The 25,288-nt window shown below is 56.1% G+C and carries 25 protein-coding genes and 1 pseudogene; 16 read left to right on the top strand and 10 right to left on the bottom strand.

Features of this window, described 5'->3' with window-relative positions; genetic code table 11:
- Positions 1-49 precede the first annotated feature (49 nt).
- Positions 50-922 (bottom strand): hydroxymethylglutaryl-CoA lyase, encoded by an 873-nt coding sequence (locus tag ADICEAN_RS01015; RefSeq protein WP_009193632.1) that lies wholly within the window; start codon positions 920-922, stop codon positions 50-52.
- A gap of 189 nt (positions 923-1,111) precedes the next feature.
- On the opposite strand from ADICEAN_RS01015, the gene ADICEAN_RS21655 reads away from it, so the two are divergent.
- Entirely contained in the window at positions 1,112-1,438 is a 327-nt protein-coding gene (locus ADICEAN_RS21655; RefSeq protein WP_009193631.1) for a hypothetical protein, read from the top strand.
- A complete protein-coding gene (locus ADICEAN_RS01010; RefSeq protein ID WP_009193630.1) occupies positions 1,401-2,423 on the top strand; it encodes a ferredoxin reductase family protein in 1,023 nt (340 codons plus the stop codon). The genes ADICEAN_RS21655 and ADICEAN_RS01010 overlap by 38 nt, the downstream gene beginning before the upstream one ends.
- A gap of 229 nt (positions 2,424-2,652) precedes the next feature.
- On the opposite strand, the gene ADICEAN_RS01005 is transcribed toward ADICEAN_RS01010, so the two are convergent.
- The 5 genes and pseudogenes from ADICEAN_RS01005 to ADICEAN_RS22215 form a co-directional block, all read right to left on the bottom strand.
- Positions 2,653-3,909: a pyridoxal phosphate-dependent aminotransferase gene (locus ADICEAN_RS01005; protein ID WP_040395902.1), complete on the bottom strand. Its 1,257-nt coding sequence runs from the start codon at positions 3,907-3,909 to the stop codon at positions 2,653-2,655.
- Positions 3,910-4,092: 183 nt separating this feature from the next.
- On the bottom strand, positions 4,093-4,614 hold the full coding sequence (locus tag ADICEAN_RS01000) for a S41 family peptidase (protein ID WP_236612846.1): 522 nt from the start codon (positions 4,612-4,614) through the stop codon (positions 4,093-4,095).
- 8 nt (positions 4,615-4,622) lie between these two features.
- Entirely contained in the window at positions 4,623-5,471 is an 849-nt protein-coding gene (locus tag ADICEAN_RS00995; protein WP_009193626.1) for a S41 family peptidase, read from the bottom strand.
- A gap of 136 nt (positions 5,472-5,607) precedes the next feature.
- Complete coding sequence (locus ADICEAN_RS00990; protein WP_152426257.1) at positions 5,608-6,705, bottom strand: hypothetical protein; 1,098 nt, start codon at positions 6,703-6,705, stop codon at positions 5,608-5,610.
- Positions 6,706-6,944: 239 nt separating this feature from the next.
- Positions 6,945-7,378, bottom strand: a pseudogene (locus ADICEAN_RS22215) (nucleoside deaminase).
- 231 nt (positions 7,379-7,609) lie between these two features.
- On the opposite strand from ADICEAN_RS22215, the gene gndA reads away from it, so the two are divergent.
- The 7 genes from gndA (at position 7,610) to ADICEAN_RS00950 (ending at position 15,454) form a co-directional block, all read left to right on the top strand.
- Positions 7,610-9,517 (top strand): NADP-dependent phosphogluconate dehydrogenase, encoded by a 1,908-nt coding sequence (gndA, locus tag ADICEAN_RS00980; RefSeq protein ID WP_040395914.1) that lies wholly within the window; start codon positions 7,610-7,612, stop codon positions 9,515-9,517.
- Positions 9,518-9,570: 53 nt separating this feature from the next.
- On the top strand, positions 9,571-10,920 hold the full coding sequence (locus ADICEAN_RS00975; protein WP_009193622.1) for a GntP family permease: 1,350 nt from the start codon (positions 9,571-9,573) through the stop codon (positions 10,918-10,920).
- 12 nt (positions 10,921-10,932) lie between these two features.
- Entirely contained in the window at positions 10,933-11,664 is a 732-nt protein-coding gene (pxpB, locus tag ADICEAN_RS00970) for a 5-oxoprolinase subunit PxpB (RefSeq protein ID WP_009193621.1), read from the top strand.
- Positions 11,654-12,682: a 5-oxoprolinase subunit C family protein gene (locus ADICEAN_RS00965; protein ID WP_009193620.1), complete on the top strand. Its 1,029-nt coding sequence runs from the start codon at positions 11,654-11,656 to the stop codon at positions 12,680-12,682. Before pxpB ends, ADICEAN_RS00965 begins: the two co-directional genes overlap by 11 nt.
- Positions 12,679-13,455: a LamB/YcsF family protein gene (locus ADICEAN_RS00960; protein WP_009193619.1), complete on the top strand. Its 777-nt coding sequence runs from the start codon at positions 12,679-12,681 to the stop codon at positions 13,453-13,455. Before ADICEAN_RS00965 ends, ADICEAN_RS00960 begins: the two co-directional genes overlap by 4 nt.
- Entirely contained in the window at positions 13,452-14,642 is a 1,191-nt protein-coding gene (locus ADICEAN_RS00955; protein ID WP_009193618.1) for an NRAMP family divalent metal transporter, read from the top strand. Before ADICEAN_RS00960 ends, ADICEAN_RS00955 begins: the two co-directional genes overlap by 4 nt.
- A 185-nt stretch (positions 14,643-14,827) precedes the next feature.
- Complete coding sequence (locus ADICEAN_RS00950) at positions 14,828-15,454, top strand: SET domain-containing protein (protein ID WP_009193617.1); 627 nt, start codon at positions 14,828-14,830, stop codon at positions 15,452-15,454.
- A gap of 284 nt (positions 15,455-15,738) precedes the next feature.
- On the opposite strand, the gene ADICEAN_RS00945 is transcribed toward ADICEAN_RS00950, so the two are convergent.
- Positions 15,739-16,140 (bottom strand): hypothetical protein, encoded by a 402-nt coding sequence (locus tag ADICEAN_RS00945; RefSeq protein WP_152426256.1) that lies wholly within the window; start codon positions 16,138-16,140, stop codon positions 15,739-15,741.
- A 341-nt stretch (positions 16,141-16,481) separates the two neighbouring features.
- Entirely contained in the window at positions 16,482-16,898 is a 417-nt protein-coding gene (locus ADICEAN_RS00940; RefSeq protein WP_009193614.1) for a Dabb family protein, read from the bottom strand.
- 250 nt (positions 16,899-17,148) lie between these two features.
- On the opposite strand from ADICEAN_RS00940, the gene ADICEAN_RS00935 reads away from it, so the two are divergent.
- From ADICEAN_RS00935 to ADICEAN_RS00925, 3 genes are read left to right on the top strand one after another with little or no spacing between them, the layout of a single operon-like run.
- Positions 17,149-17,991, top strand: a complete 843-nt coding sequence (locus tag ADICEAN_RS00935) for an Ig-like domain-containing protein (RefSeq protein WP_009193613.1) — start codon at positions 17,149-17,151, stop codon at positions 17,989-17,991.
- Between the two features lie 25 nt (positions 17,992-18,016).
- Positions 18,017-18,568, top strand: coding sequence for an RNA polymerase sigma factor (locus ADICEAN_RS00930; protein WP_009193612.1), 552 nt, complete (start codon positions 18,017-18,019; stop codon positions 18,566-18,568).
- Complete coding sequence (locus ADICEAN_RS00925; RefSeq protein WP_009193611.1) at positions 18,552-19,946, top strand: hypothetical protein; 1,395 nt, start codon at positions 18,552-18,554, stop codon at positions 19,944-19,946. The genes ADICEAN_RS00930 and ADICEAN_RS00925 overlap by 17 nt, the downstream gene beginning before the upstream one ends.
- Before the next feature lie 33 nt (positions 19,947-19,979).
- Here the strand turns inward: ADICEAN_RS00925 and ADICEAN_RS23660 are convergent, their stop codons facing one another.
- Positions 19,980-20,084, bottom strand: coding sequence for a Lacal_2735 family protein (locus tag ADICEAN_RS23660; RefSeq protein ID WP_316928495.1), 105 nt, complete (start codon positions 20,082-20,084; stop codon positions 19,980-19,982).
- Between the two features lie 448 nt (positions 20,085-20,532).
- Between ADICEAN_RS23660 and ADICEAN_RS00915 the strand changes: the two genes are divergently transcribed.
- The 4 genes from ADICEAN_RS00915 (at position 20,533) to ADICEAN_RS22485 (ending at position 24,114) form a co-directional block, all read left to right on the top strand.
- The gene (locus ADICEAN_RS00915) at positions 20,533-22,041 is read left to right on the top strand and encodes a DEAD/DEAH box helicase (RefSeq protein ID WP_161622641.1); all 1,509 of its coding nucleotides are present in this window, start codon (positions 20,533-20,535) and stop codon (positions 22,039-22,041) included.
- Positions 21,968-22,222 carry a DbpA RNA binding domain-containing protein gene (locus ADICEAN_RS00910; RefSeq protein ID WP_040395900.1) on the top strand — a complete coding sequence of 85 codons (255 nt, stop codon included), beginning with the start codon at positions 21,968-21,970 and terminating at the stop codon, positions 22,220-22,222. The genes ADICEAN_RS00915 and ADICEAN_RS00910 overlap by 74 nt, the downstream gene beginning before the upstream one ends.
- 155 nt (positions 22,223-22,377) lie before the next feature.
- A complete protein-coding gene (locus ADICEAN_RS20765) occupies positions 22,378-23,292 on the top strand; it encodes an AraC family transcriptional regulator (protein ID WP_009193608.1) in 915 nt (304 codons plus the stop codon).
- 63 nt (positions 23,293-23,355) lie between these two features.
- Positions 23,356-24,114, top strand: coding sequence for a hypothetical protein (locus ADICEAN_RS22485; RefSeq protein WP_009193607.1), 759 nt, complete (start codon positions 23,356-23,358; stop codon positions 24,112-24,114).
- Positions 24,115-24,254: 140 nt separating this feature from the next.
- Here ADICEAN_RS22485 and metF read toward each other — a convergent pair whose 3' ends face one another.
- Entirely contained in the window at positions 24,255-25,208 is a 954-nt protein-coding gene (metF, locus tag ADICEAN_RS00895; protein WP_009193606.1) for a methylenetetrahydrofolate reductase [NAD(P)H], read from the bottom strand.
- Positions 25,209-25,288: the final 80 nt, after the last annotated feature.

Genomic DNA, 25,288 nt, shown 5'->3' with positions numbered 1-25,288 from the left:
CAGCGCTGGTGTAGACCCTCCGAAGGCACAGCGGCCCTGCCGACTGCGGCTAGTGAGCAGGCGGAAAAATACTGGCCGCCAGCTGCAGGCTTAGTTGCAGCGCTTCCCGGTCCAGCGAAAGGGGTACGCCCAGGGCATCCAGGCTTCGCACAATCTCTTCAGTTGCCATGTTGCCTACCAGCTCATCCTTGGCCATGGGGCAGCCGCCCAAACCTTTAAGCGCCCCATCAATGCGGCGGCATCCGGCCTCCCAGGCAGCCCGGGTCTTTGCGGCCACATCGGCATAGCGGCTATGCAGGTGTACCCCAATTTCTAGCTGGGGAAAAGCCCCGCTGATCTGCCCAAACAGCGCCCGTATCTCCCCCTCTGTGGCTGTGCCTATGGTATCCGACAGGCTTACGATCCCTACTCCCATCTGGTGCAGGCGCTCCACAAAAGCGGCCACCTCATCAAGGCTGTAGGGGTCGCCATAGGGGTTGCCAAAGCCCATGCTGATATAGGTGACCAGCTCCTTGCCGCTCTGCTGGCAGAGCTGCTGGATGGCCTCCAGGCTTTGAAAGGCTTCGGCAATGCTGCGGTTGGTATTGCGCTGCTGAAAGGTTTCCGACAAGCTTAACGGAAAGCCCAGGTAACGGATGGGAGCATGCTGAGCGGCCTCCTGCGCACCGCGCTCATTGGCTACTATGGCCAACAACTGCGTCTGGGTAGTACTCAGGTCCAGCCCTTCCAGCACCTCTGCAGTATCGCGCATCTGGGGGATAGCCTTAGGCGACACAAAGGAGCCAAAATCCAGCGTATCAAAGCCAACCTGCAGCAGCTGGTTAAGATAGTCAATCTTGGTTTGGGTAGGAATAAAATCGTGGAGGCCCTGCATGGCATCGCGGGGGCATTCCACCAGGTGGGGGGTAGCAGAACGTGTCATATCAAAAAAAATAACGGCAGCTTCTTGAGGGTAAAATCTGCCTAAAGATAGGCAAGCCTGCCCCTTCCTGCAACCTTCCTGCAGGTGCCTGCCCTCCCTTTTGACCTAACAAAAAAGCTGGAAAGGGGTTGGCTACTATAATAAGGCAGGGAGGGTTGCGTACCTCCTGCCCTGCCTACAGCCTACCCTATGCGCTACACCTACCGTCTTGGCTTTTTCTGGCTGCTGGTTTACAGCCTGCTCTCCCTGCTGCCCATGGGCATTGCCCTGCTGGGTAAACTGCCCCCTTTTCGCAGCTTTCTGGAAGAATTTGGCGTAGCCCTGGGCCTGATTGGTCTGGGCATGATGGGGATACAGTTTCTCTTTTCGGGCAGGTATCCCAAAATAGCCCCTACCTTTGGCATGGACAATGTGGTGCAGTTTCATCGGGAGGTGGGGCGTCATCTCCTTTTTCTTAGTGCTGGGCCATCCCATCTGCATGCTGCTGGCCAACTCAGGCTACCTGTCATTTTTTGATCCGGCCGTAAACCTGCCCCGCGCCATCTCGCTCAGTCTGGTTACCATTGCCCTTGTCCTCATCGTCATCACCAGCATCTGGCGTACGGCCTTTGGGCTCAGCTATGAAAAGTGGCGCCTGCTGCATGGCTTTCTGGCGCTTTCCATTGTGTTTGTAGGCATAGTGCATTCGGTGCAGGTGGGCCATTACCTGGACCCCCTCTGGAAAAAGATAGTGCTGGCAGCCCTAATGGGTGGCTGCATGTACTTGGTGATCCATACCCGGCTGGTGCGGCCCCGGCAGCTCAAAAAACGCCCCTACCGCCTTGTGGAGGTACGAGCCGAAAAAGACAGTAGCTGGAGCATCAGCCTGCAGCCCGAAGGCCACCCCAACATGGACTTTATAAGCGGGCAGTTTGCCTGGATCACCCTGGGGCCTACTCCTTACTCGCTGCAGCAACACCCCTTTACCATTGCCTCCAGTCCCAAAGAGGAGGTGATCCGCTTTACGGCTAAAGAATCGGGTGATTTTACCGGCCAGTGGGGCTCGTTGAAGGAAGGAACCAAAGCCTATCTGGAAGGGCCCTATGGCTCCTTTACGCCCGAGCCCGATAAGCACCTGTTTCTGGTCATGGGGGGCATAGGCGTAACCCCTGCCATGAGCATGCTGCGCTGGATGCGCGATACCAAGGATCCCCGCAAGGCAATACTGATCTATGGAAGTGAAAAGTATAAAGACATTACGTTCCGGGACGAGCTGGAAGAGCTGCAGCAGCAATTAGACCTGCAGGTGGTGCACCTGCTGAGCGATCCCGAGCCCGACTGGGAAGGCGAAAAGGGCTATGTTACCCATGAGCTGCTGAAAAAATACCTGCCCGAGAATCCGCAGGACTATATGTACTTTATCTGCGGCCCCAGACCCCTGATGGATGTAACCGAGCTGGAGCTGCGCAAGCTGGGCATTGACTGGCGCAGCGTGTATACCGAACGTTTTGAAATTGTTTAACCCCCCCTCTGACTACACCATGGCCCGACAAAACAAGATCCTCTACCTGATGATCCGCCGCATGGCCGATCTGGTAGGCCTGGTACTGCTGCTGGCTGCGCTGCTCTTTGCCCTGCGGGGATAGAACACCTATGGACAGGCGCTCCTTACACCATACAACCCGGCCCCACACCCCCACAGGGAATGCAGAACCGGGCCGTACAGCTGTATATATAGGTATATTCCGTATTTATCGAAGCTGCAAAAGGGCCTCCCTTAAGCGGGGAAGGGCTTCCTGAATGGACTCCAGCGAGGCGCCACCCACCGACATCCGGAACCAGGTAGCCGTATCGGAGGTGCCAAAGGCGCCAAAGGGCACCAGGGCCAGCCTGGCCTGCTGAATGAGGTAGAAGGTAATGTCTTTGTTGGTAGCCAGCAGCTTGCCCTCGGGAGTGGTTTTGCCCAGCACCGAAATCTGCGCCGTCAGGTAAATGGCCCCCATGGGGACTATGGCATCCACCGGCAGGCCCTCGGCCTTCAGTTCCTTTAGTCCTTCGTACAGGGCATTCAGGCTTCGCTGCACCTTTCCCTTAAACTGCTCAACATAGCCCGCTACAGCAGGCTGATGTTGCAGAAAACGGGCAGTAGCCACCTGTTCGGCTTTTGGTGCCCAGGCGCCTATGTGGCCCAGGATGGACTTCATCTTATCGATCACCCCCGAAGGGCCAAAAGCCCAGCCTACCCGCACACCTGTGGCGGCAAAGGCTTTGCTGATGCCGTCAATATAGATCACATAGTCTCGCAGCTCGGGCCTGAGGTTTACCGGATCAAAGTGGCCGGTGTCGCCAAAGGTCAGCATCCAGTAGATCTGGTCATACATGATGTAGAGGGGCTTTTCGCCGGGGCCGCGTCCCTTGTTTTCGGCAATTACCAGCTCGCAGATCGCCTCCAGATCTTCTCGGGAGAAAACGGTGCCGGTTGGGTTCAGGGGAGAGCAAAGGGCCAGCAGCGTAGCCCCCTTCAGGTGCGGGGCCACCTCGGCTGCCGTGGGCATAAAATTGTTGGCGGCGCTGGTTTCTACCGGCACCTGCAGGGCACCGGAGAGGTGGCAATAGTGATTGTTGTTCCAGGAAGGTACCGGAAACACCACCCGATCGCCGGGATCGATCAGCGCCATGTAGGTGGCATAGATGAGCGGACGGGAGCCACCGGCCACCAGAATGTCATTTACCGAATAGTCTAATCCCAGGTGCTCCTGCAAAAAGGCGGCAACCGACTGGCGCAGATCGGCCATGCCATTGGCCGGGGGGTAATTGGTATGCCCTGCCTTGTAGGCGCGGGTGATCTCATCTTCCAGCTCCTGCGGAATGGGGTACAGGGCAGAATCAAAATCGCCGATGGTCAGGTTGCAGATCTGTTCGCCCCGGCGAATCATTTCATTCACCTCATTGCCAATCTTGATGATCTCCGAGCCGATCAGGCCACCGGCCATTTTTGAAACTTGCATGTTTATCTGGATTTACCTGAACAAAGCTAAAGGCCCCGCCCGGTATATCCAAAAGGAAGTACCGGACGGGGCCTAAATATTTATGAAAGCCTCCCTACTCTGCATGATAGGGGGTTATGAACCAGTGAGAGCCGATTAGACCTGCAGGTTCTGCTGCGTTTCTGGCCAGCCCCCCCTGCTTCCTTACCGTTTAGAGGTAGGCGCAGCTGCCGCCAGCCGCTGACGGGCAAACTCTAGTACATTATCGCGGCCTTTCTGCATCTCGGCCAGGCTGCGTTTTATCTCTATGTCCGGATAGATGCCGGTGCCTACAAAATCGGTTCCGTTGTTAAACAGATCGCGCTTGGTGCACACCCAGCCATAGCCTCCGCCCGGCAGCTGGAAGAAATAGGGCTGGCCTGTGCTGCCTCCGGTGGCTTCCCCCACAATCAGGCCCCTGCCGGACTGCTTAAAGGCCAGGGTAAAATCTTCGGCAGCCGAATAGGTAGAGGGACCTACCAGCACAATCACCGGCTTTTCATAGGCCCGCCCCTTATGCGGTTTCCAGTCATAGGCGGTTTGGGCGATCTCAATAGGCTTGCCCCAGGCCCGGCCCATAGGGCTATAGGTGCGGGAAATGGTGGTTGCCTGCATAAAAGGCTGCTCGGTTAGCTGGCCCAGAATCTCAAAGCCCAGCTGGCCATTTCCGCCGCCATTGTTGCGCAGATCAATGATTAAGGCGCTGGTTTTGCTGATATCCTCAAAGCGGGTTTCAAAAAAGGCAGCACGGCCTCATCATTAAAGGTATTTAGGGCCAGGTACCCGATATTGCCGGGCAGCACTTTATACTCGCCCACCGGCAGGCCCGACTGAAAAAAGCCTTTAGGCGCCAGCCGCTGAAGTGTACCCGCATACAGCTTTCCCTTTCTGTTGCGCAGCTGCAGCTGAATGGGCTGGCTGGCATCGCCAAAAAAGAGGTCATAGCGAAGAATGCGGGCTATGCTATCCTGCGGGCTGGAGAAGCTGACATAGGGTGCTGCCCGCTGGCGAATGTACTCCGCCACCGGCAGTCCATCAATGGCTACCACCTCATCGCCCAGGGCCATGGGGGCTGGCAGGCTTACCCCTGCATAGAGCTGGTGAAGCACCACCCGCCCCTCTACCAGGGCTGCTTCTACACCGGGATGGGCATAGGCACGGGCCCAGAGTTCCTGTGGCAGGCCTACGCCGGTATGGCCATCGCGCAGGCGGGCGTAAAAGGAGCGCAGCAGCTGGTAGTAGTCAAAGGTGCTTTGAGCCGCCATAACCTGCGGCAGGTAGGCTTTGTAGAGGCTGTCCAGGTTGATCGGGGCCAGATCAAAGTTGGCAAAATTGAACTTTGCCTCCGACCAGAGCAGGCTAAGCCCGGCCAGGCGATCTTCCGGAGACAGCTGTTCAGCATAGGGGCTAAGCAGATACGGATTATTGAGGACCTGCTGCTGGGCGTTCACATAGGCCTCTTCGTTAAAGGCCGGCTGTTGCTGCTGCGCATAGGCTACACTGGCACAAAAGGCCAGCAGAAGCGGAAAGAAAATGCGTTTCATGGTAGCGAGTGAGAAAAGAAGTGCAAAGGACCGGACAACGCCCGTCCTGGGCAAATTTCAGCAATCGGTAGCATATTTTCTTCCAGGACTACCATTAAATTTATGGAAGTCTCCCCTTTCCGGTCAACTGAACAGCCTACTCCTTAATGCCGAAACTACGCAGCTCGGCATCAATTTTTTCATTCCAGCGCTGCTGGGCTGCCCTGTTCAGACCATGACCGGTCTCGCCATCGTAGGCTTCCTGCACCTTGTTCATCTCTCTGAAAAAATCAATGTACTGCGTGGCTATTAGGCCGTTATAATCGGCCACCGGATAGCGTTGTGCCTGCAGCTGCTGCTTGAAGCGCTCTACCACCAGCTTTACCAGATCAAAATGGCGCTGCTCATGGTTGAGCCCGTAGGCATCCCGGGAGGCCGGTTTTACCCAGGAATTTTCCATCAGCACATAGACCCGCATGCTGAGCGTAAGGTGGATGTACCCCTCTACCACCTCGCTGCTGCCCCTATAGGCAAAGCTGGGAAATACGCTGGCGGCAAAGCGGCTGCTGCGGCTGGGGGCCGCCTTAAAATCGTCCCAGCGCAGGGGGCGCTCGGGTGAGTAGTAGACGGTATCGATCGCCAGGGGATTGCTGTAGTCGGTAAAAAAGATCTTGACCCCCCTGGCCAGCTTTTCGTTGTGGGGCGCCTGCTCGTTCATCCAGTCCTGGAGATACTCCAACGCCCGGCTGAGCGACTGGCGCAGGGCCGGCTCCACGACGGCATGGTGGCGGGCATCCCGGCTATAGCGTACCCCTCCGGTGTAGCTGGTCAGGTGTACAGGCCCGGCTTCGGTCTGCAGATCAAATTCCATGGAAACGGAGATGCGCCCTTCTACCTTTCCGGCTTGGCCCGGCGTTTCGGTAATGCTGCAGCCCTTCAGGCGAATCTGCAGGGGGCGTAGTTTTTTATTGGCTGGCAGGCTTTGCTGCACAAAGCGCCGTATGGCCGCATGCCCCCCTCCCTTCAGGTCTATGGCCTGAGTGGCGGACCCTGTTGGCTCGGGCCCGGCAGGCAGCAGCCAGGCTACGGCCGAGCGTATGTCCCGTTCGTCCTGCACATCGGCAATCCAGAATTCGGAGGGGGTAAACGGCAGCTTCTGGGGCTCCAGCTGCAGGGAAACGGGCAGCCCCTCCCTCGCCTGAGCTACCTGAGCCGAAAGCATGGCCGGCACCCCTACCAGCAGCAATATGCCCAACAGCAGCCTACAGGAAGGGCCGCCGGCACCTGATGGCAACTGGAGTGGGAGGTATTGTAAACAGCTAAGGTTCATAGGATGCAACAGGAATTGCCACCGGGCCATCGTCTATCCTTCTTACTACAGGATGGGCGGAGGCATGCTGACTACTGACAATTGCCTGATAAACACCGGTCTGAGGCTGGCAGTTCGGGCAAGGCTGTTTTTCTGCTTTTCCCCTTAGTTCTGAGCTTTTGCCCTCACTCCTCCATGATATCCTCGTTCCAGAGCTCGGGCTTTTCCCGGATAAAGGCCTGCATCATCTCTACACATTCGGGCAGGTTGAGGTCTATCACTTCCACTCCATGGCTTTCCATAAACTCCCGGGCGCCGGGAAAGGTCTGCGATTCGCCCACAATTACCTTCGGGATCTTGAACTGCACAATGGTACCGGCACACATGTAACAGGGCATAAGGGTGGAATAAATGACCGTATTGCGGTAGCTGCCAAGCCGTCCGGCATTGTTGAGGCAGTCCATTTCGCATGCAGAATGGGGTTATTCTCCTGCACCCGCTTGTTGTGGCCCTGGGCAACAACCATGCCCCCCTGCACCAGCACCGAACCAATGGGAATACCCCCTTCGGAGCGGCTCTTTTTGGCCTGTGCAATGGCCAGTTCCATAAAGTCATCCATACGTTTTGCTTTTTTTCGTTTATACTGTGGCCCTGTCGTAGCCAGAATTTTTCCACCCGGCTGCACTGCTTCTGCAGCAACAGGGGGAAGGCTACCGCTAGTAAACATGCCGGGCTGCGGGATGTTACAGCCATTTTTTGGGCAAAGACTGCTGAAGCCCCAAAACCATCTGCCGCTTTTCAGGCTTTTCGCTATATTGAGGAAGCCGATCCTACATTACTACTTTTTCGCATGATCTGTATCATAATGGGGGTATCGGGAAGCGGAAAAACCACCATCGGCCAACTGCTGGCCCAACGGCTGGGGCTTCCCTTCCATGATGCCGACGATTTTCATCCTCCGGCCAACATTCGCAAAATGCAGCAGGGCCAGCCCCTGACCGACCTGGACCGCAAGGACTGGCTGGAACAACTGGCCGCCCACATCAAACAATGGGAGGCCGGCGGAGGTGCCGTGCTGGCCTGTTCGGCCCTGAAAGAGCAGTACAGGATTACGCTTCAATCCATACCCCGCACCCAGTTGCGCTGGGTGTTTCTGGAGGGGTCCAGGGCGCTCATTCAGCAACGCCTCAAGAACCGCACCGGCCACTTTATGTCGCCCGAGCTGCTGGACTCCCAGCTGGCTACCCTTGAAAAGCCCGACTATGGCATCCATCTGAACATTGCTCTATCACCCCAGGAGCTGGTAGAGCAAGTGGTAACAAATCTGAACGCTATGAATACCTTATCTGAATTTGGCATTATTGGCCTGGGGGTCATGGGCAAAAGCCTGGCCCTGAACCTGGCCGAAAAAGGGGTGCGCCTGGCCCTGTACAACCGGCATGTGACCGGCACCGAAGAGCAGGTGGCCCGCAGGATCCTGGAGGAGCATCCCCACATTCCCGGCATGCAGGGCTTTGATGATCTGGCGGCCTTTGTAGCCTCGCTGGAGCGGCCCCGCAAGATCCTGCTCATGATTGTAGCCGGACCGGTGGTAGACCTGCAGATAGAAGCCCTGCTGCCCCTGCTGGATGCAGAAGATGTGCTCATAGACGGCGGCAATTCCTTTTATAAGGATACCGCCCGCCGCACCCGCCTTCTGGCCGAAAAGGGCATTGAGTTTGTCGGCACCGGCATCTCGGGGGGTGAAGAGGGTGCCCGTAAGGGGCCCAGCATGATGCCCGGAGGCGCCCAGAAGGGCTATCAGCTGGTGCAGCACTACCTGGAACTGATGGCGGCCAAAGACCGGCGCGGCCTGCCCTGCACCGCCTACATTGGGCCGGAGGGCGCCGGCCACTTTATCAAGATGGTGCACAACAGCATTGAGTATGCCGAGATGCAGGCCCTGGCCGAGTGTTACCAGCTGATGCGGGAATATTTGCGGCTGGCACCCCCCGCCATTGCCGATACCTTTGCTGCCTGGCAGCAGGAAGAACTCAACAGCTACCTGCTGGGCATTACGGTGGATATTATGCGCAAGCAGGAAGGCGGTGGACTGCTGCTGGACAAGATCCTGGACCAGGCCGAGCAAAAAGGCACCGGAGGCTGGTCGGTTAGCGCTGCCCTGGAGCATGGGGTGCCCTATGGCCCCCTTACCGAAGCAGTGATGGCGCGGGCAATCTCTTCCCGCAAGGCCCAGCGGGTAAAGGCCGCCACCCTGTACCAGCACACACCTGCCCGCCATAGCGGCAATGCACAGGAATTTCTGGGGCAGCTCCGGGGGGCCTACCAGGCCTGCCGCATCCTCAACCACCACATTGGCTTTGCGCTGATGCGGGCCGTATCGGAGCGGGAGGGCTGGCAGCTGAACTTTAGCGAGATTGCCCGTATCTGGACCAACGGGTGCATTATCCGCTCCGAGCTGATGGAGGAACTGGTAGAGCTTTATAAAACTGAAGAGGAGCTGCTGCTGGCCCCCTCCATCATCCGGCGCATGAAGGGCTTTGCTCCGGGCTTTGCCCGAATTGTTGCCGAAAGTGTAGGGGCGGGAATTGCGCTGCCTGTGTTTACTTCTGCCCTAAATTACTATCTTGGCTACCAGACCGCCCAGTCGCCCGCCAACCTGATCCAGGCCCAGCGGGACTACTTTGGCGCACATACCTACCGGCGGGTAGATAGAGCAGCAGATGAGTACTTTCATACAGAATGGGGCCAGCCGTAGGTATACTTTTGCATACACTTACCCACTACTAACCTCTTTGCGCGCCCCTCTGCATGCTTGATTATTCCCTGCTTCTGGCCGTCCTGGCAGGCATTGGCCTGCTGCTGTTCCTGATCCTGTATGTAAAGATCCAGGCCTTTCTGGCCCTGCTGATTGCCAGCATTGCGGTTGGTCTGATGGCGGGCATGCCTGGCCTGGAGATCATCCGCAGTGTGCAGACGGGCATGGGCAATACTTTGGGTTTTATTGCCATTGTGGTTGGGCTGGGCGCCATGTTTGGGGCCATGCTGGAGCATTCGGGCGGGGTGCAGGCACTGGCGGCCGCCATTCTGGGCAGCCTGGGCGAAAAGCGGGCCTCCTGGGCACTGATGGCAACCGGCTTTCTGGTGGCCATTCCGGTTTTCTTTGATGTGGGCTTTGTGATCCTGGTGCCCATTGCCTATGCCCTGCAGAAGAAAACGGGCAAATCGCTGCTGCTCTATGGCATTCCCCTGCTGGCGGGCCTGGCCATTACGCACGCCTTTATCCCTCCTACGCCCGGGCCGGTAGCGGTGGCCGATATCCTGGGGGCCGACCTGGGCTGGGTGATCATGGTGGGGGCCCTGGTGGGGCTGCCGGCTGCCGTGGTGAGCGGTCCCCTTTTTGGCCGCTACATTGCCCGCCGTATCGTAGCCATTGCCCCAGGCCTTCCAGAATCCGGTCAGCCTCCCCTGCGGCTGCCTTCTGCCGGCCTTATTGGCGGCCTGGTAGGCCTGCCGCTGCTGCTAATCCTGCTCAACACCCTGCTAAACAGCCCGCTCAGCACCAGCTGGCCTTTTGGCTCGGGCCTTAGGAACAGCATGGCCCTGCTGGGGCATCCCTTCATGGCCCTCATTCTGGCGAACCTGCTGGCCTGGTACCTGCTGGGGGTTCGAAAGGGGTATAGCCGCAAAGCGCTACTGGACATCAGCGCCCGTTCGCTGGCACCTGCGGGACTTATCATTCTCATTACCGGGGCGGGTGGGGTGTTTAAAGAGATCCTGACCGCTACCGGCGCCGGCAAAATGCTGGCTGAAGTAATGACTGACTGGGGGCTAAGCGCACTCCTGTTTTCCTTTGTAACGGCTGCGGCCATCCGCATCATGCAGGGTTCTTCTACCGTAGCCATGATCACCGCTGCGGGCATGACGGCCGCCTTTCTGGAAGGCACAGCCTACAGTGAGTTCCACAAAGCGCTGCTGGTGATCTCCATCGCTTCGGGCGCCACCATACTCTCGCATGTAAACGACAGTGGCTTCTGGCTGGTAAGCAAGTATTTTGGCCTGAGCGAACAGCAGACCCTGCGGTCCTGGACGGTGATGACCAGCCTGATTGCCCTTTGTGGCCTGGGGGGTGTACTGTTGCTGAGCCTTTTGTTTACTTAGCCGCTACGTTAAATGCCTGAACCGACCCCCTCCTATCCCTGCTTTTACCCCCTGGGCGATGCCGCCCTGGTGGTACAGTTTGGCGATGCCATCTCCCCGCAGGTGCATGCCCGGGTGCGCAGCCTGGCCACCCATCTGGAGCAGCACCCCCTGGCCGGCCTGCTGGAGATAGTACCGGCCTATACCACCCTTACCCTCTATTACAAGCCGGCAGCAGTAGCCAGCCGTACAGAGATCACCCCCTATGAGCAGTTTCTGAGTCAGGTAGAGGAGATCGTAGCGGAACTGCAGCAGGCTGCACCCCCTCCCGCCCGGCTGGTAGAAATTCCCGTTTGCTATGGCGGGGCCTTTGGGCCTGACCTGGATGAGGTAGCACGCCACTGCCACCTTAGCCCTGAGGAAGTAATTAAACTGCACCAGCAGGGGGAGTACCTGGTATACATGCTGGGCTTTGCCCCTGGCTTTGCCTACCTGGGCGGGCTACCGGAGCAGCTGGCAACACCCCGGAAAGCAGAACCCCGGCAAGCTATTCCCAGCGGCTCGGTGGGCATAGCGGGCCTGCAAACCGGCATTTATCCTCTGGAAACCCCCGGCGGCTGGCAGCTGATCGGCCGTTGTCCGCTGCAGCTCTTTGATCCCCGGCAGGATTCTCCAAGCCAGCTGCAGATGGGTGACCGCCTGCGCTTTGTGGCCATCAGCGAGCCTGAATTCCGCAAACTGGAAAGGAGGCCCCATGGCGCTTAGGGTACTGCAGAGTGGCCTGCAAACAACCGTGCAGGACTGCGGCCGCCGGGGCTTCCAAGCCCTGGGGATGGTGGTGAGCGGCGCTATGGATGCAGTAGCGCTTCGGCTGGGCAATCTGCTGGTGGGCAATTTGCCGGGAGCCGCCGCCCTGGAGCTTACGCTGACGGGTCCCACCCTCCTCCTGGAAAAAGACCAGCTGATGGCCCTCACAGGTGCTCCCCTGCGGGCCAGCCTGGGGGGAACTCCCCTGCCCCTTCACCAGCCTTTTTGGGCAAAAGAGGGAAGCATACTTCGGCTGGGCGCCCTTAGCAGGGGCTGCAGAAGCTACCTGTCGCTGGCCGGGGGGGTAAGCGTTCCGCCACTGCTGGGCAGTGCTTCTACCTATCTGCGAGCCGGCCTGGGAGGATTCAGGGGAAGGGCCCTGCAGGCGGATGACCTTCTGCAGACAGGCCCTGCAGAGGCACAGACGCTCCGGCTTATGGAGCTGCTGAGGGCCAAGGCAGGTCCAGCCCCCTGGGCACCGGCGGGCTGGGGTATTTCTGGCTGGAATAGGGACCTCCCCCTGGCTCCTGCCATGGCCGAGCCCCTTTCTCTCCGCTGCCTGCCTGGCCCGGAATGGGAAGTGTTCACCGCCGAAAGCCAGCAACAATTCTGGCAGACCCCCTTTGTGCTGAGTCCTCAGTCCGACCGCATGGGCTGCCGCCTGCAGGGACCGGCGCTTCACCTGCAGAAGCAGGCAGAGCTGCTCTCCAGTGCCGTAACCTTTGGTACGGTGCAGGTTCCGCCCGGCGGCCAGGCCATTGTGCTGGGCGCCGACCGGCAGACCACCGGCGGCTATCCGCGCATTGCTCAGGTTATTAGCGCCGATTTACCGATCTTGGCCCAGGCCCGCCCAGGCACCCCCCTGCACTTTAGGGAAGTGGGCATGGCAGAGGCACAGCAGGCGCTTATGCAGCAGGAGGCGCAGCTGCAGCAGCTCCAACGGGCCCTTGATCTTAAAATGAACTATCCCGCATGAGTACCCTTTCCATAGACCTGAACTGCGACATGGGCGAAAGTTTTGGCGCTTATCGCATAGGCCAGGACCAGGCCCTGATGCCCTATATCACTTCCGCTAACATTGCCTGCGGCTTTCATGGCGGCGACCCGGCCGTTATGCGCCAAACGGTAGCCCTGGCGCTGCAGCACGGGGTAGCCCTAGGCGCCCATCCGGGCCTGCCCGATCTGCAGGGCTTTGGCCGCCGCCCGCTGCAGATCTCGGCCCGGGAGGCCTATGAGCTGGTGCTGTACCAGACGGGCGCCCTGTCCGCCTTTGCCCGGGCAGCAGGCAGCTCCCTGCGGCATGTAAAGCCCCATGGCGCGCTCTACAACATGGCCGCTGCCGCCCCCTCCCTGGCCAGGGCCATAGCCGAAGCTGTCTACCACTTCGATCCGCAACTGATCCTGTTTGGCCTTGCCGGCAGCGCGCTGGTAAAGGCCGGCCAGCAGCGCGGACTTGCCACGGCACAGGAGGTGTTTGCCGACCGCACGTACCAGCAGAACGGCGCCCTTACCCCCCGCAACCAGACAGGCGCTCTCATTGAGGATGCAGACGTTGCCGTTGGCCAGGTGCTACGCATGCTGCGGGAAGGCCGGGTGCAGTCGGTGCAGGGGTCGGATGTAGCCTTGCAGGCCGATACGGTCTGCCTGCATGGCGATGGACCCCATGCGCTGGACTTTGCCCGGCAACTCCATGCCCGCCTGCAGCAGGAAGGGGTACGTTTGCAACCCTTTACTTCTGTGCAAGCATGAACGCTCGCACTTCCTGGAGTGTACTTCTGGGCGCCGCCTTTCTGATGGCCACCTCTGCGGTGGGGCCGGGATTTCTTACCCAGACCACTGTGTTTACGCAATCGCTGGGGGCCAGCTTTGGCTTTGTGATCCTGATGTCGATTGTGCTGGACATAGGGGTGCAGCTGAATGTGTGGCGCATCATAGCGGTATCGCGCAAGCGGGCGCAGGACATTGCCAACCTTCTGTTGCCGGGGCTGGGCTACTTTGTTGCCCTGCTGATTGTGCTGGGCGGCTTTGCCTTTAACATTGGCAATGTGGCCGGTGCCGGGCTGGGGTTACAAGCCCTGCTGGGGCTGGATCCTAAACTGGGCGCTGTACTGGCTGCGGGCGTTGCCATAGGGGTTTTTCTTATGCGGGAAGCCAAACAGGTTATGGACCGCTTTGCGCAGGTCATGGGCTTTCTGATGATCCTGCTGATCATCTATGTAGCTATCCTCTCGGCGCCTCCCCTGGGTGAAGCTGCGCTGCGCTCAGTACTTCCGCTTGAGGTTGATTTCATAGCCATTATTACCCTGGTGGGGGGTACGGTAGGCGGATACATCACCTTTGCCGGCGGACATCGGCTGCTGGATGCAGGCATCAGCGGGCAGGCCTTGCTGCCGCAGGTAAACCGCAGTGCCGTATCAGGCATAGGGGTCGCTTCCCTGGTCCGGATCTTTCTTTTTCTGGCCGCCCTGGGGGTGGTGAGCAAGGGGTTGGTGCTGGAGGAGAGCAATCCCCCAGCCTCAGTTTTTCAGCTAACCGCCGGTGCGCTGGGCTACCGGTTTTTTGGGCTGGTGATGCTTTCTGCCGCCATTACCTCGGTGATTGGTTCGGCCTATACCTCGGTTTCCTTTCTAAAGTCCTTTCATCCACTTGTAGCCAGGCAGGAAAACTGGTTCATCATTGGTTTCATTGCCATTTCAACACTGGTTTTTGTAGGGATAGGAAGGCCGGTACAGCTGCTGATCCTGGCCGGAGCACTCAATGGCCTTATTTTGCCCATTACACTGGCCACCATGCTGCTGGCGGCCTACAAGCAGCGCATTGTAGGCCAGTACCGGCACCCCCTCTGGCTGAGCATTTTTGGGGGAGTGGTAGTGGTGCTCATGGCCTGGATGGGAGGCTATACGCTGCTGCAGCAAGTACCCTTGCTAGTTGATTGAGAGAGCAAAGGAGACAATTGTAGCTTTGCCCATTTTCATTTCACAACACATACTCCCATACTGTACCAGAAATAGTCAGAGATATTTTTCTACTGAAGCCCACGGCAGCGCTTGTGATATTGCACACTTTCAGTAATTTGATGGTTGGCAGAACACATTTTCCGTTCGGCCAGTTTACACTCTCTATGATACATCCCGATATCGAGCTTCGCTATATCAACGACGCCATAGGCTATGGTGTGTTTGCGAAAAAAAGGATTCCCGAGGGCACTATTACCTACATCCGGGATAGCCTGGAAATAGAGGTGGCGCCAGCAGATTTTCAGAAACATCCGCCTGTGATGCAGCAGGCCATTGATAAATATTCCTATATCGATGAGCGGGGCTACCGCATTGTGAGCTGGGATATTGCCAAGTATGTGAACCACTGCTGCCAGTGCAATACCATCTCCACGGGCTGGGGCTTTGAGTTTGCCATACGGGACATTGAGGCCGGCGAACAGATCACCGATGAATACGGCATTTTTAACCTGGAACGGGAAATGGAGGTGTTTTGCGGAAACAGCCAGTGCCGCAAAGTGATCCGTCCCGATGATTTTGACCGCCTCTATCCTCAATGGGATGCCCGCATTCAGCAATCGATGAAAAAGTTTGAACAGGTAGCCCAACCCCTTCTGCCGCTGATGGACGCACAGATCCGGGAAGAGCTGGAGCAATACCTGGCCGACCCCAGCCACTACAAATCGGTGTATAGCCTGCGGCTTCAGGGACAGACTGCATCACAGCTTTTCAGAAACAATGGTAGCAGATAAATAAGAAACATGAGTCATCCCGAATTTTCTAAATGGCTAAAACAGCCTTAGATTACTGTATTCTAGCCCAAAAACATAAAGAAGGGACGTCATCTCGACCAGCGGGAGAGATCCGGCATAGGACAACTCATTACTTAAAACTTTCCAAGATCTCTCCCGGTGGTCGAGATGACAGCCTACCTTAATAAAAAAGGCCTCAAGATTCATTATGAGGCCTTTTTATTAAGTGTCCCGCTAAAAATTCGGGATGACTCATGTTTTTCATCTGGCTGAGACTGGAATTGTTAGTTCTGGATATCGGATAATTTGGTGATCCTGGCCTCGATGCCATGCTCCCGCACCAGGTCGGTGGCAAATTTATAACTTCCGCGGGGGACAAACAGGTGCAGGCGACCGCCCTTCATACCGGCGATCATTTCCAGGGCCTTCCACTTGCTAACCAGTTTTAGCTGATCTTCCCGCTCTTCATTTTTCACCACCAGCTCAAAGTAGTGCTTGTTGTTGCCACGCTTTGCCGTAAAATCAGGGGTAAGTTTAATTTGCTGCTGAAGCATGTTAAGCGATGCAGGCTTATCGTATCCATCAAAGTCGGCTTTGATCTCTTCAAATCCTCTTTTTTCAGCATACAGGATCACCTGTTCGGCCAGTGAGGTATAATCTTGGGTGTTTTTGCGTGTATAAAGCATAATAGGGCAATTGTTGATCATTATAAAAGCGGCTAACGGCTGTAACCTACAGTAGTTTTATACTATGCCCAGATCCACATTTTCTGCTTCCACTCAGGCAAATAAGATATATAGGGTATTTTATATAGTACCGAAAACTACCCTCCTATAGCCTACTATCAATCAGCAAATTAAGGCTCGATTATGTAGTATTATCAAAGGACTGCAGGAGTATAGAGCACCGAAAAGCCTTTATTTTAGTATACGAAAAAATATCAACAATAGCAAATTAATATTCTCTTTTTATAGAAATAACAACTAAACAGGAACTGATTTTGCAGCAAATTATAAGAATAGGGTACTTATTCAACAGCAATTGAATCATACACCACTACTTTGCTCCATAAAGCTGAATACTCTTCTACAAATTTCAGGTGAATGGGATCTACCTGATAGGCATCCTGAGCTGCTTTATCCTTAAAGACCAACATCCAGGAAATGGCATAAGAGGCATCCACTACATCCCGGGTAGCACCGGCCGGCACCCCTATATGGTACTCCCGGATGGTTTTTACCTTGCTGAGCATGCGCAGGCCCTCCAGCAAACGGGCCTTGTCCTGCTCATTCTCGGGCTTGCGAAGCCAGAAATAAACCTGATGGATAAAGCCTTTCTTAGCAGATCCGGCACTGGCAGGCTGGCCAGGCAGTAGCAGCAGTCCGCCAAGGGCTGCCCCCTTTGCTAATCTCCCAAGAAAGGAGCGGCGCGTTTGTTCGGTCATGGCAGAAATGTTTTTTTCAGTAAGGTATAAAAAAGCAGGTAGGAATCCAGTATTATCGGCCGGAAGACCGCAGCAGACTCCCGTAAAATTTCAGGCTGTCGCTGGCGGACCTCCCTTTTTCAGTGGCTGCAGAGACCCTTTTATAGCGTCCGCCAGCCGTCTATAAAAATTCTCCCTGCAGTTTGGGGAACCACCCAACCCTTTTTGCAGAGCTGCTGTCATAGAGATAAACCGCTCTTCTACCCCCAGCATGAAACGGCCCTTATTTTTTCTGCTCCTACTCCTTGGCCCTGGCTTCTACAGCTGCGATCAGCTGGCAGAAGATGTAGTTCCCCAGCGAGAACTTCTGGCAAACGGCAGCCGGTCTATCTGGGCATCCGGGCATGGGCCCAGCGTTTTTACCCTGGAGAGCCTGTATTCCAGTACCAGCCCCTTTAGCCTGCAGATTACGGCTGCTCCCCGGCGGGGTGAGTTGCAGATCAATCCCCATGGCTTTTTGCTCTACAAGCCCGACCCGGATTTTCGCAGCGGCCGGGACCGCATGGGGTATATGGTGCTGCAAAACGGACAAGTGCTCGCCAGTGATACCCTCTATATCCAGATGCTGACCGAAAGTAGCCAGCCCCCCTGCCAGACGGGTGCCTTTAGTGATAGTCTGGAAATTGTTCCAAATTGCATTGACCAGCGGCTGGACGTGCTAACCAATGACCTCTACTGCCAGGGCGCAGCACCTGCCATAAGCATTGCAGTAGCGCCCGCCCATGGGGCTATTCGTCAGGAGGGCGACCAGCTGTACTATACACCGGCACGCGGCTACAAAGGGTCGGACTATTTTATTTACCAGTTTTGTCAGCAATCCGGCACGGGAGCACCCCCTGCCTGCAGCTATGCCTATGTACAGTTGCAGATTGCGGAAAGCTCCGCAGAAAGCTGTAGTATTGAATTCAAACCCGAAATGTTTATACGTTCTGCCAATACGGAGATTATCACAAAACGTATAGCGCTCGATAGGCTGGACAAGGACAGGAGCTGCACCGGAAGCCCCAGTATGGAAACCAGCATCAACCATCAATCAATGCGCGTAAGCACCTAGCGGGCGACGGGCCCACCTGAGCTGTATGACGAAAAATGAGCTTCTGGCCGGCTGCAGAAACGGCGACAGAAGGGCACAGCGATCTTTGTACGAAGCGTACCGCCATAAGCTTATGGGGGTGTGCCTCCGCTATACGCGCTCTGCTGCCGATGCCGAAGACATTTTTCATGAGGGCTTTGTAAAGATCTTCAAAAGCCTTGACAGCCTGAAGAATCCCGATTCACTGGAGGGATGGATGTGCCGCATCATGATCAACCATGCCATTAATCAGTATAAGGCCTCGGCCAAACTCATGGCCCATCTGGATGTGCAGGGGGTGCAGGTGGTAGATGACAGCTACACCCAGATCATTGACCAGCTGAGCGACCAGACCCTGACCGAGCTCATACAGGCCCTGCCAGAGGGCTACCGGCTGGTTTTTAACCTCTATGTGGTGGATGGCTACACCCATCCCGAAATAGCCGAGATGCTTGGCATTAGCACAGGCACGTCAAAATCGCAGCTGCACGCTGCCCGACACCTACTTCAGAAACGATTAGCAGAAATGGGGGTAAAACGGTATGAAAAAGCAGTATAACTCCTGGGAATCCCATTTAGGCCAGCGCCTTCAGGGGCTGGAAGGCCAGCCTCCGGCAGACGCCTGGGAGCGGCTGGAAGCCGAACTGGACCAGAAGCCCCGCCGCAGCGCCTGGTGGATGGCAGCTGCCATCGGTCTTTTGATCTCTTCCGGCGCGTATATGGCCTGGCAAGCTGGCGACAGCGCCCCTTTGAACCAACTGGCAGGAGATAACAGCCTTGCGCCCGCTCCGGACCAGAATTTCAGCCCGGCAGATGACCCTACTGCTCTGAACCTTCACCAGCAGCAGGCCGTGCCGCAGCCTGCAGTGCCCTCGCCCTCTGCTGCTGCTGCTGCGCCTGATAACGAGCAGGTAGTGTCTGCTGAGTCGCCCACCACCACCCACAGGCCTACAGACGCTACAGCTCCGGTAACCAAAGGATTAAAAATAAACAGAGGGGGAGAAACACCCCTTCCAGCCAGGGCTGCTGTTGCTTCCAGCAGTAGGGAGGCTGCATTGCCAGGCGCAGTTCAGGCACACACGGCTTCTGAGAGGGCCTACGCCCGACAGACTGCACACAGTACCATGCATGACAAACCAGCTACACGCAGCATGACACCTGTTGTAGAGGCAGCTACCTACACTACCCTGCCCCAGCTGGCTGCACGCCGCCCAGAGGGCTTTCCCCTCACCTACCAGCTGGCAGTACCCAGGCTAGAGCGCCCACAGGACGACTGGTATGCCGTGGTGCCAGCGGAGAAGCAAGCAAAAAAAGGGGGTAAGGCACTGCTCTGGTCAGAGCTGATGCCCACCTGGTCGTATCGGCAGGTAGAGCCTAACCCAGCCGATGCTGTAGTGATCACTGCCATGGAATCGCAGCCGGCTTTCTCGGGCTCCCGCTTTGGGGCACAGGCGGCCCTGGGAGTTTCACTGCCGGTGCGGAAAAACCTGGAATGGAAAACAGGTGCTTTTTATGGAATGCAGCAGGAACAATGGTCCTATACCTACCGCAATGCACAGGCCGACTATTACCGGACCAGCATAAGCGAGTCGGGGGCCTACACCGTAGTGCCGGAATATCGCACCCATACCAGTGAGATTAACCACACCCTGCATAACCTGGGGCTTACATCGGGCTTCCGCTACAGCATGCCTACCCGCTTTAGCACCAGCCATGCCGATGCCCGCCTGCTTACCTTCTACAACAGCTATCAGAAAATAAGCAGCTTCGTTACCCTCGCCTACAGCATCGAACTGCCATTCGATACCGGGTTTGGTATCCACATAGGCCCCAGCCTGCAGGTGCAGCTGCACAGCAGTGAGGAGCTGAGCCCTCACTTCCAGGAAAAGCCGCTGGTTTTTGGCCTGCAGCTGGGCGCCAGCATGAACAGGCCTTAGGGATATGGGGCGGCCCTGTTCTGCCGGGTGGAATTAGCCCAGTTGCTCCAGCCTGCGGGCTACCTCGTCGGCTTCGGCCGCCTTCTGATCACTTGCCCGGCGGTTGGTATGGGAAAGCGCATGGGCTTCAGCAAGCAATTTTTTATACTGTTCCTGCAGTTTTTCCCGCTCTGTTTTTTCTTGAATAATCCGAACATGGGTAAAGGGTTTAATGGGGTATAAAGATAATCACAGGAGGATATTTTTGTTTAATTTTTAATACATATAAATAAACATCATCTCCTTCCAATGCCGGCAAACCTCTGCGCCCCCTGCAACCTGCCCGTATCTAACTATACTGATATCCATTGCTAAGCGACTATTTTACCCAGCCGGGAACTCTGGAGGGTTGCCTCAGGTTATACCCTCTGACGCAAGGCAGTAAACAGCCAATAGCATACCATAAGCAGGTAGCCCACCCCCGCCTAACAAGACCTGCTTCGTTTTTCTCTCCCCTGAAAAGCGACACCTATTCTGATACCGCTACAGGCTTCAACATCAGAGTTTTAGTAATCACGCGCTGCAAAGCCAAAAAAAAGACATACCTTTGCGGCTTCAAAAAATCTATTCATTGGAAGAATTTCGTTCATTGGGTGTTTCCGATGCCGTACTGGCGGCCTTGGAGAAAAAAGGTTTTACAACACCCACACCAATCCAGACCCTCACCATCCCGCTTTTGCTGAACGGCAGTACCGACGTAGTAGCACAGGCCCAAACCGGCACCGGTAAAACGGCCGCCTTTGGCATTCCTGTGATCGACCGTGCCGAAGAGAGAGCTGGATTTGTGCAGGCCATTGTTCTTACACCTACCCGCGAACTTTGTATGCAGGTAGCCAGCGAGATCGACAGCCTGAGGGGCGACAAGAAACTATCCATCGTAACGGTTTACGGCGGACAGAGCATCAGCCTGCAGATTAAGGACCTCAAACGGGGTGCCGATATTGTAGTAGGTACACCCGGTCGTGTAATCGACATGCTGGATCGCGGCGTACTGAAGCTGGAAGGCGTAAAGTACGTTGTGCTCGACGAAGCAGATGAAATGCTGAACATGGGCTTTGCCGAAGATGTGGAGCGTATTCTGCAAAGTGTAAATGCCGATCGTCGCATGCTGCTGTTCTCAGCCACCATGCCGCCCCGCATTCTGCAACTGGCTAAGACCTATATGGGCGACTACCAGAACCTGGTAGCCAAGCGCGCCGAGATGACCACCGCCCTGATCGACCAGGTATATTATGAGGTGCGTCCGAGTGACAAGTTCAATGCCCTGGCCCGTCTGATCGATGCGGAAACCGCCTTCTATGGCGTTATCTTCTGCCGCACCAAGATTGAGACCACCGAGCTGGCCCAGATGCTGGACAGCCGTGGCTACCCCTCTGATGCCCTGCACGGCGATGTAGCCCAGGCCCAGCGGGAGAAGATCCTGCAGAAGTTCCGCGATCGTAAGATCCAGATTCTGGTAGCGACCGATGTGGCCGCCCGGGGTATTGATGTAACGGATCTCAGCCATGTGGTGAACTTCCACCTGCCCTATGAGCCCGAAAGCTATGTGCACCGCATTGGCCGTACCGGCCGTGCCGGCAAGCAGGGTACCGCCATTAGCCTGGTAGCTCCCGGCGAGCGCCGCCTGCTGGACATTATCCGCAAGGTAACCAAGGTAGAGCTGCGCAAAGGCCAGCTGCCCAGCAAGCAGGAAGTAATTCAGCGCCGCCTCAATGGCCTGAAAGAGTCTGTGATTGCTGCGCTGAACCAGGGCGGCACCGACGATTTCAAGCAACTGGCTGCCAGCCTGCTGGAGCAGTACTCGGCCGAAGACACCGTAGCCGCACTGCTGATGCAGTCGGTTGGGCCTGATTTTGTGAACATGCCCGATATTCAGGCTGCCGGTGAGCGCAAAAAGATACTGGCGAAAAACCAACAAGTGGGAAAGAAGTGGCGAAAGCCAGCAGACCCGCCTGTTTGTGGCCATGGGCCGCCGGGACGATATGAGCAAGACCGATCTGCTGCAACTGATCCAGGAGGAAACCGGCATCCGCTCGGGCCGTCTTGGCAAGATTGAGCTGTTCGATTCTCATGCCTACCTGAACCTGGGCGAAGCCGAAGCCGAGAAGATCCTACAGGTATTCTCAAAGAAATACGGCCGACAGAACCCCCTGTTCTCTGTAGCGCCCAGCGATAAGAAAAGCTATCCCAGCGCCAAAAAAGCGTATAAGAAAAGTGATAAGAAACGAAGCTGGTAAGCAGCTTTTTTCCTGATAAAAATGGCAGCAGTTCCCCTGGGACTGCTGCTTTTTTTTGCCCTAGTTCCATTCCCGGAAGAATAGTGCCCATGGCAGAAATACCACTTTGAACTTATACGTAATCCTTTTACCTTTCTTTCACAACATGTCCTCCAATGGTCCGCCATAATTTTCCGGAACTGGCCTGGCTGAAAGCACTACTTCACAGCAGAAAGTCTGAGGGCCTGCCCCTATGGCCCACCGTAGTGCTGCATGTGCGGGGGCACCAGGAGCTAAGGCCGGAAATTGAGGGACCCTATTCACTTTTTCTGAACCTGCAGGGCTATAGTCGGGTGATGGCCGGCGGGCAGTGGACCCTCCTGAAGGACGATACCTTTCTACTCACCAACCAGCAGCAGGTCTACAGCCTGGAACTGGATAACCGGAAACAGGGAACCGAAACCTTTAACATTCACTTTGGAGATGCTTTTGCCCGGGAGGCCTTGCATAGCCTGCTCCATACGCAGGGGCAGCTGCTGGATAATCCACATCCTGACAGCACACGCCCCTTTCAGTTCCCCAACCGCACCCATTACCGTAGTCCCACCTTTAACCTCCTGATCCAGCGTCTGCAGCGACACTCTACCAATTTTCACCAGGAGACTTTTGAAGAGGATCTCTATAGCCTGTTTAGCCTACTGTGTGCCGGGCAGCTAAAGGAGCACAGGGCTATGCAGCAGCTGGGCCTTCAGAAAAAAGCTACCCGAACTGAGATTGAGCGCCGCCTGCACCTGGCCGCCAATCTGATCCATGAGGCCTATGCCGAACCCCTCTCCCTGGAGCGGCTGGCAGCGGCTGCCTGTTTATCGAAGTTTCATTTTTTGCGCCTTTTCCGGCAGGTTTTTGGCCAATCGCCAAACCAGTACCTGCAGGAAGTTCGGCTGGCCCGCACCTATACCCTGCTGCAAAACACCGGATATACCCTGAGTGAAATAGCCGATCGGGTTGGGCTGCAAAGCGCTTCCTCCCTGAGCCGCTTGGTCTCTCAGCACAGTGGCCGCGCGCCCTCTCTGCTGCGCGCAAAAAATTAGCAATTTTGGGTATGCGCTGTCTGACACTGCCTGCGGATATTTGATAAAACAACCCCTACCCCCATGGAACTGATCTATATTAAAATCGGCTACCTCCTGCTTACTGCCCTATGCCTGCTTGCCATAGGCTATGGTCTGGCCTACGCGCTTAAACATGCTGAGCCAGAAGTACAGGTTAGAAAAAGACTATTCAGTAGAAGCCTGCTGGTGATACTGGGATGGATTGCAGTCGTAAGCATTCTCTCACTCACCGGCTTTTTGCAGCATTTTGACACGTTTCCGCCGCGCCTTTTTCCTTTTTTACTTTTGCCAGTGATAGCGCTCATCTGGTTGATGAGGCAAGCGCGCACACGCCAGCTCCTATTGGCCATCCCCCCACAGTGGCTGCTGTACCTGCAGGCTTTTCGCATTCCGGTAGAGCTGCTGCTGTGGGCACAGTTTCTCGTAGGCTTTACTCCCGTTCAGATGACCCTGGAAGGCCAGAACTTTGATATTCTGGTTGGCCTGAGCGGTCCGTTGATGGGAATACTGCTGCTTGGTAAAGGCCAGTGGCGTATACATGCAGCCCTGGTTTGGAATGTGCTGGGGCTGGGGTTGCTCCTGAACATTGTTATCATTGCCATTCTTTCTTTTCCCTTTCCGCTGCGGGTGTTTATGAACGAACCCGCCAATACGCTGATCACCCATTTTCCGGTTTCATTTTTGCCGCTGGTGCTGGTACCCCTGGCCTACTACCTGCATGTGTTCTCGATCAGGCAGTTGCTCCTGCTGCGTAAAAAAAAGTCCTGCCGGCAAATCAGTTTCTTCCATCAAAGCCTTTAACTGACCCCCATTCACTAAGGTGTTTCCTGCCTCTCAGGGCTGAGGTGTGGCACAGAGCATGCCTGCAGTACCCCTACGCAGCCTCAGGCCTATAAAGAGCAGGCTTGTGTACACCTACTCCTGCAGGTAATGAAGAGGGCTTAGAACAATTCCCGGGCAATGCGGTACACGCTGTCGCTTTTGCCCATGCTGTAGTAGTGCAGGCAGGGCACTCCCCATTCCATCAGCTCCCGGCTTTGCTGAATGGACCAGTTGATGCCTACCTGCCGAGCTTCGGCATCGGTTTTGCACTTCTCCAGTTCCAGCACCAGCGCATCAGGTATATCAATGTGGAAGATCTTGGGCAGAATGGCCAGCTGCCGGCGTACAGTGATGGGCTTTAGGCCCGGAATGATGGGGGCGGTGATCCCCTCTTCCCGGCACATCTCCACAAAGCGGATGTACTTGCTGTTATCAAAGAACATCTGGGTCACAATGTAGTCGGCGCCGGCCTCCATTTTGGCCTTCAGGTAGCGGATATCGGTGCGCAGGTTGGGGGCCTCTTCATGCTTCTCGGGATAGCCCGCCACGCCGATGCAAAAATTAGAGGGGGCTGCATTTTCCATTTCTTCATGCAGGTAAATGCCCCGGTTCATGTTCCGTACCTGGTGCACCAGGTCTATGGCATAGGGATGGCCGTCTGGCTCAGGGGTGAAGGTAGACTCAGATTTAATGGGATCGCCCCGCAGCACCAGCACATTATCGATGCCCAGATAATCCAGGTCGATGAGGGCATTTTCGGTTTCGCTCTTGGTAAAGCCGCCGCAGATCATGTGCGGCACGGTATCCACATTGTAGCGGTTTTTAATGGCCGCACAAATGCCAACCGTACCGGGCCGCTTGCGCACGCTCACTTTTTCCAGCAGGCCATTTTCCCGTTTCTTATACACATACTCCTCCCGGTGATAGGTAACATCCACAAAGGGGGGCTTGAATTCCATCAGGGGATCCATGTGCTCATACAGGCTGTGGATGCTTTGCCCCCGCAGCGGCGGCAGCACTTCAAAGGAAAAAAGGGTATTACTGGCGCTGGAGAGATGCTCGGTTATTTTCATTTTTGATTAAAAGCTAGAAGAAAGAAGGTAGAAGGTAGACATGAAAAGGTATAGGCTAGAGGCTGGATGCACCCCCTTTG

This window comes from Cesiribacter andamanensis AMV16, assembly GCF_000348925.1.
Taxonomy (GTDB): domain Bacteria; phylum Bacteroidota; class Bacteroidia; order Cytophagales; family Cyclobacteriaceae; genus Cesiribacter; species Cesiribacter andamanensis.
This window is presented reverse-complemented; position numbering and strand designations above follow the sequence as displayed.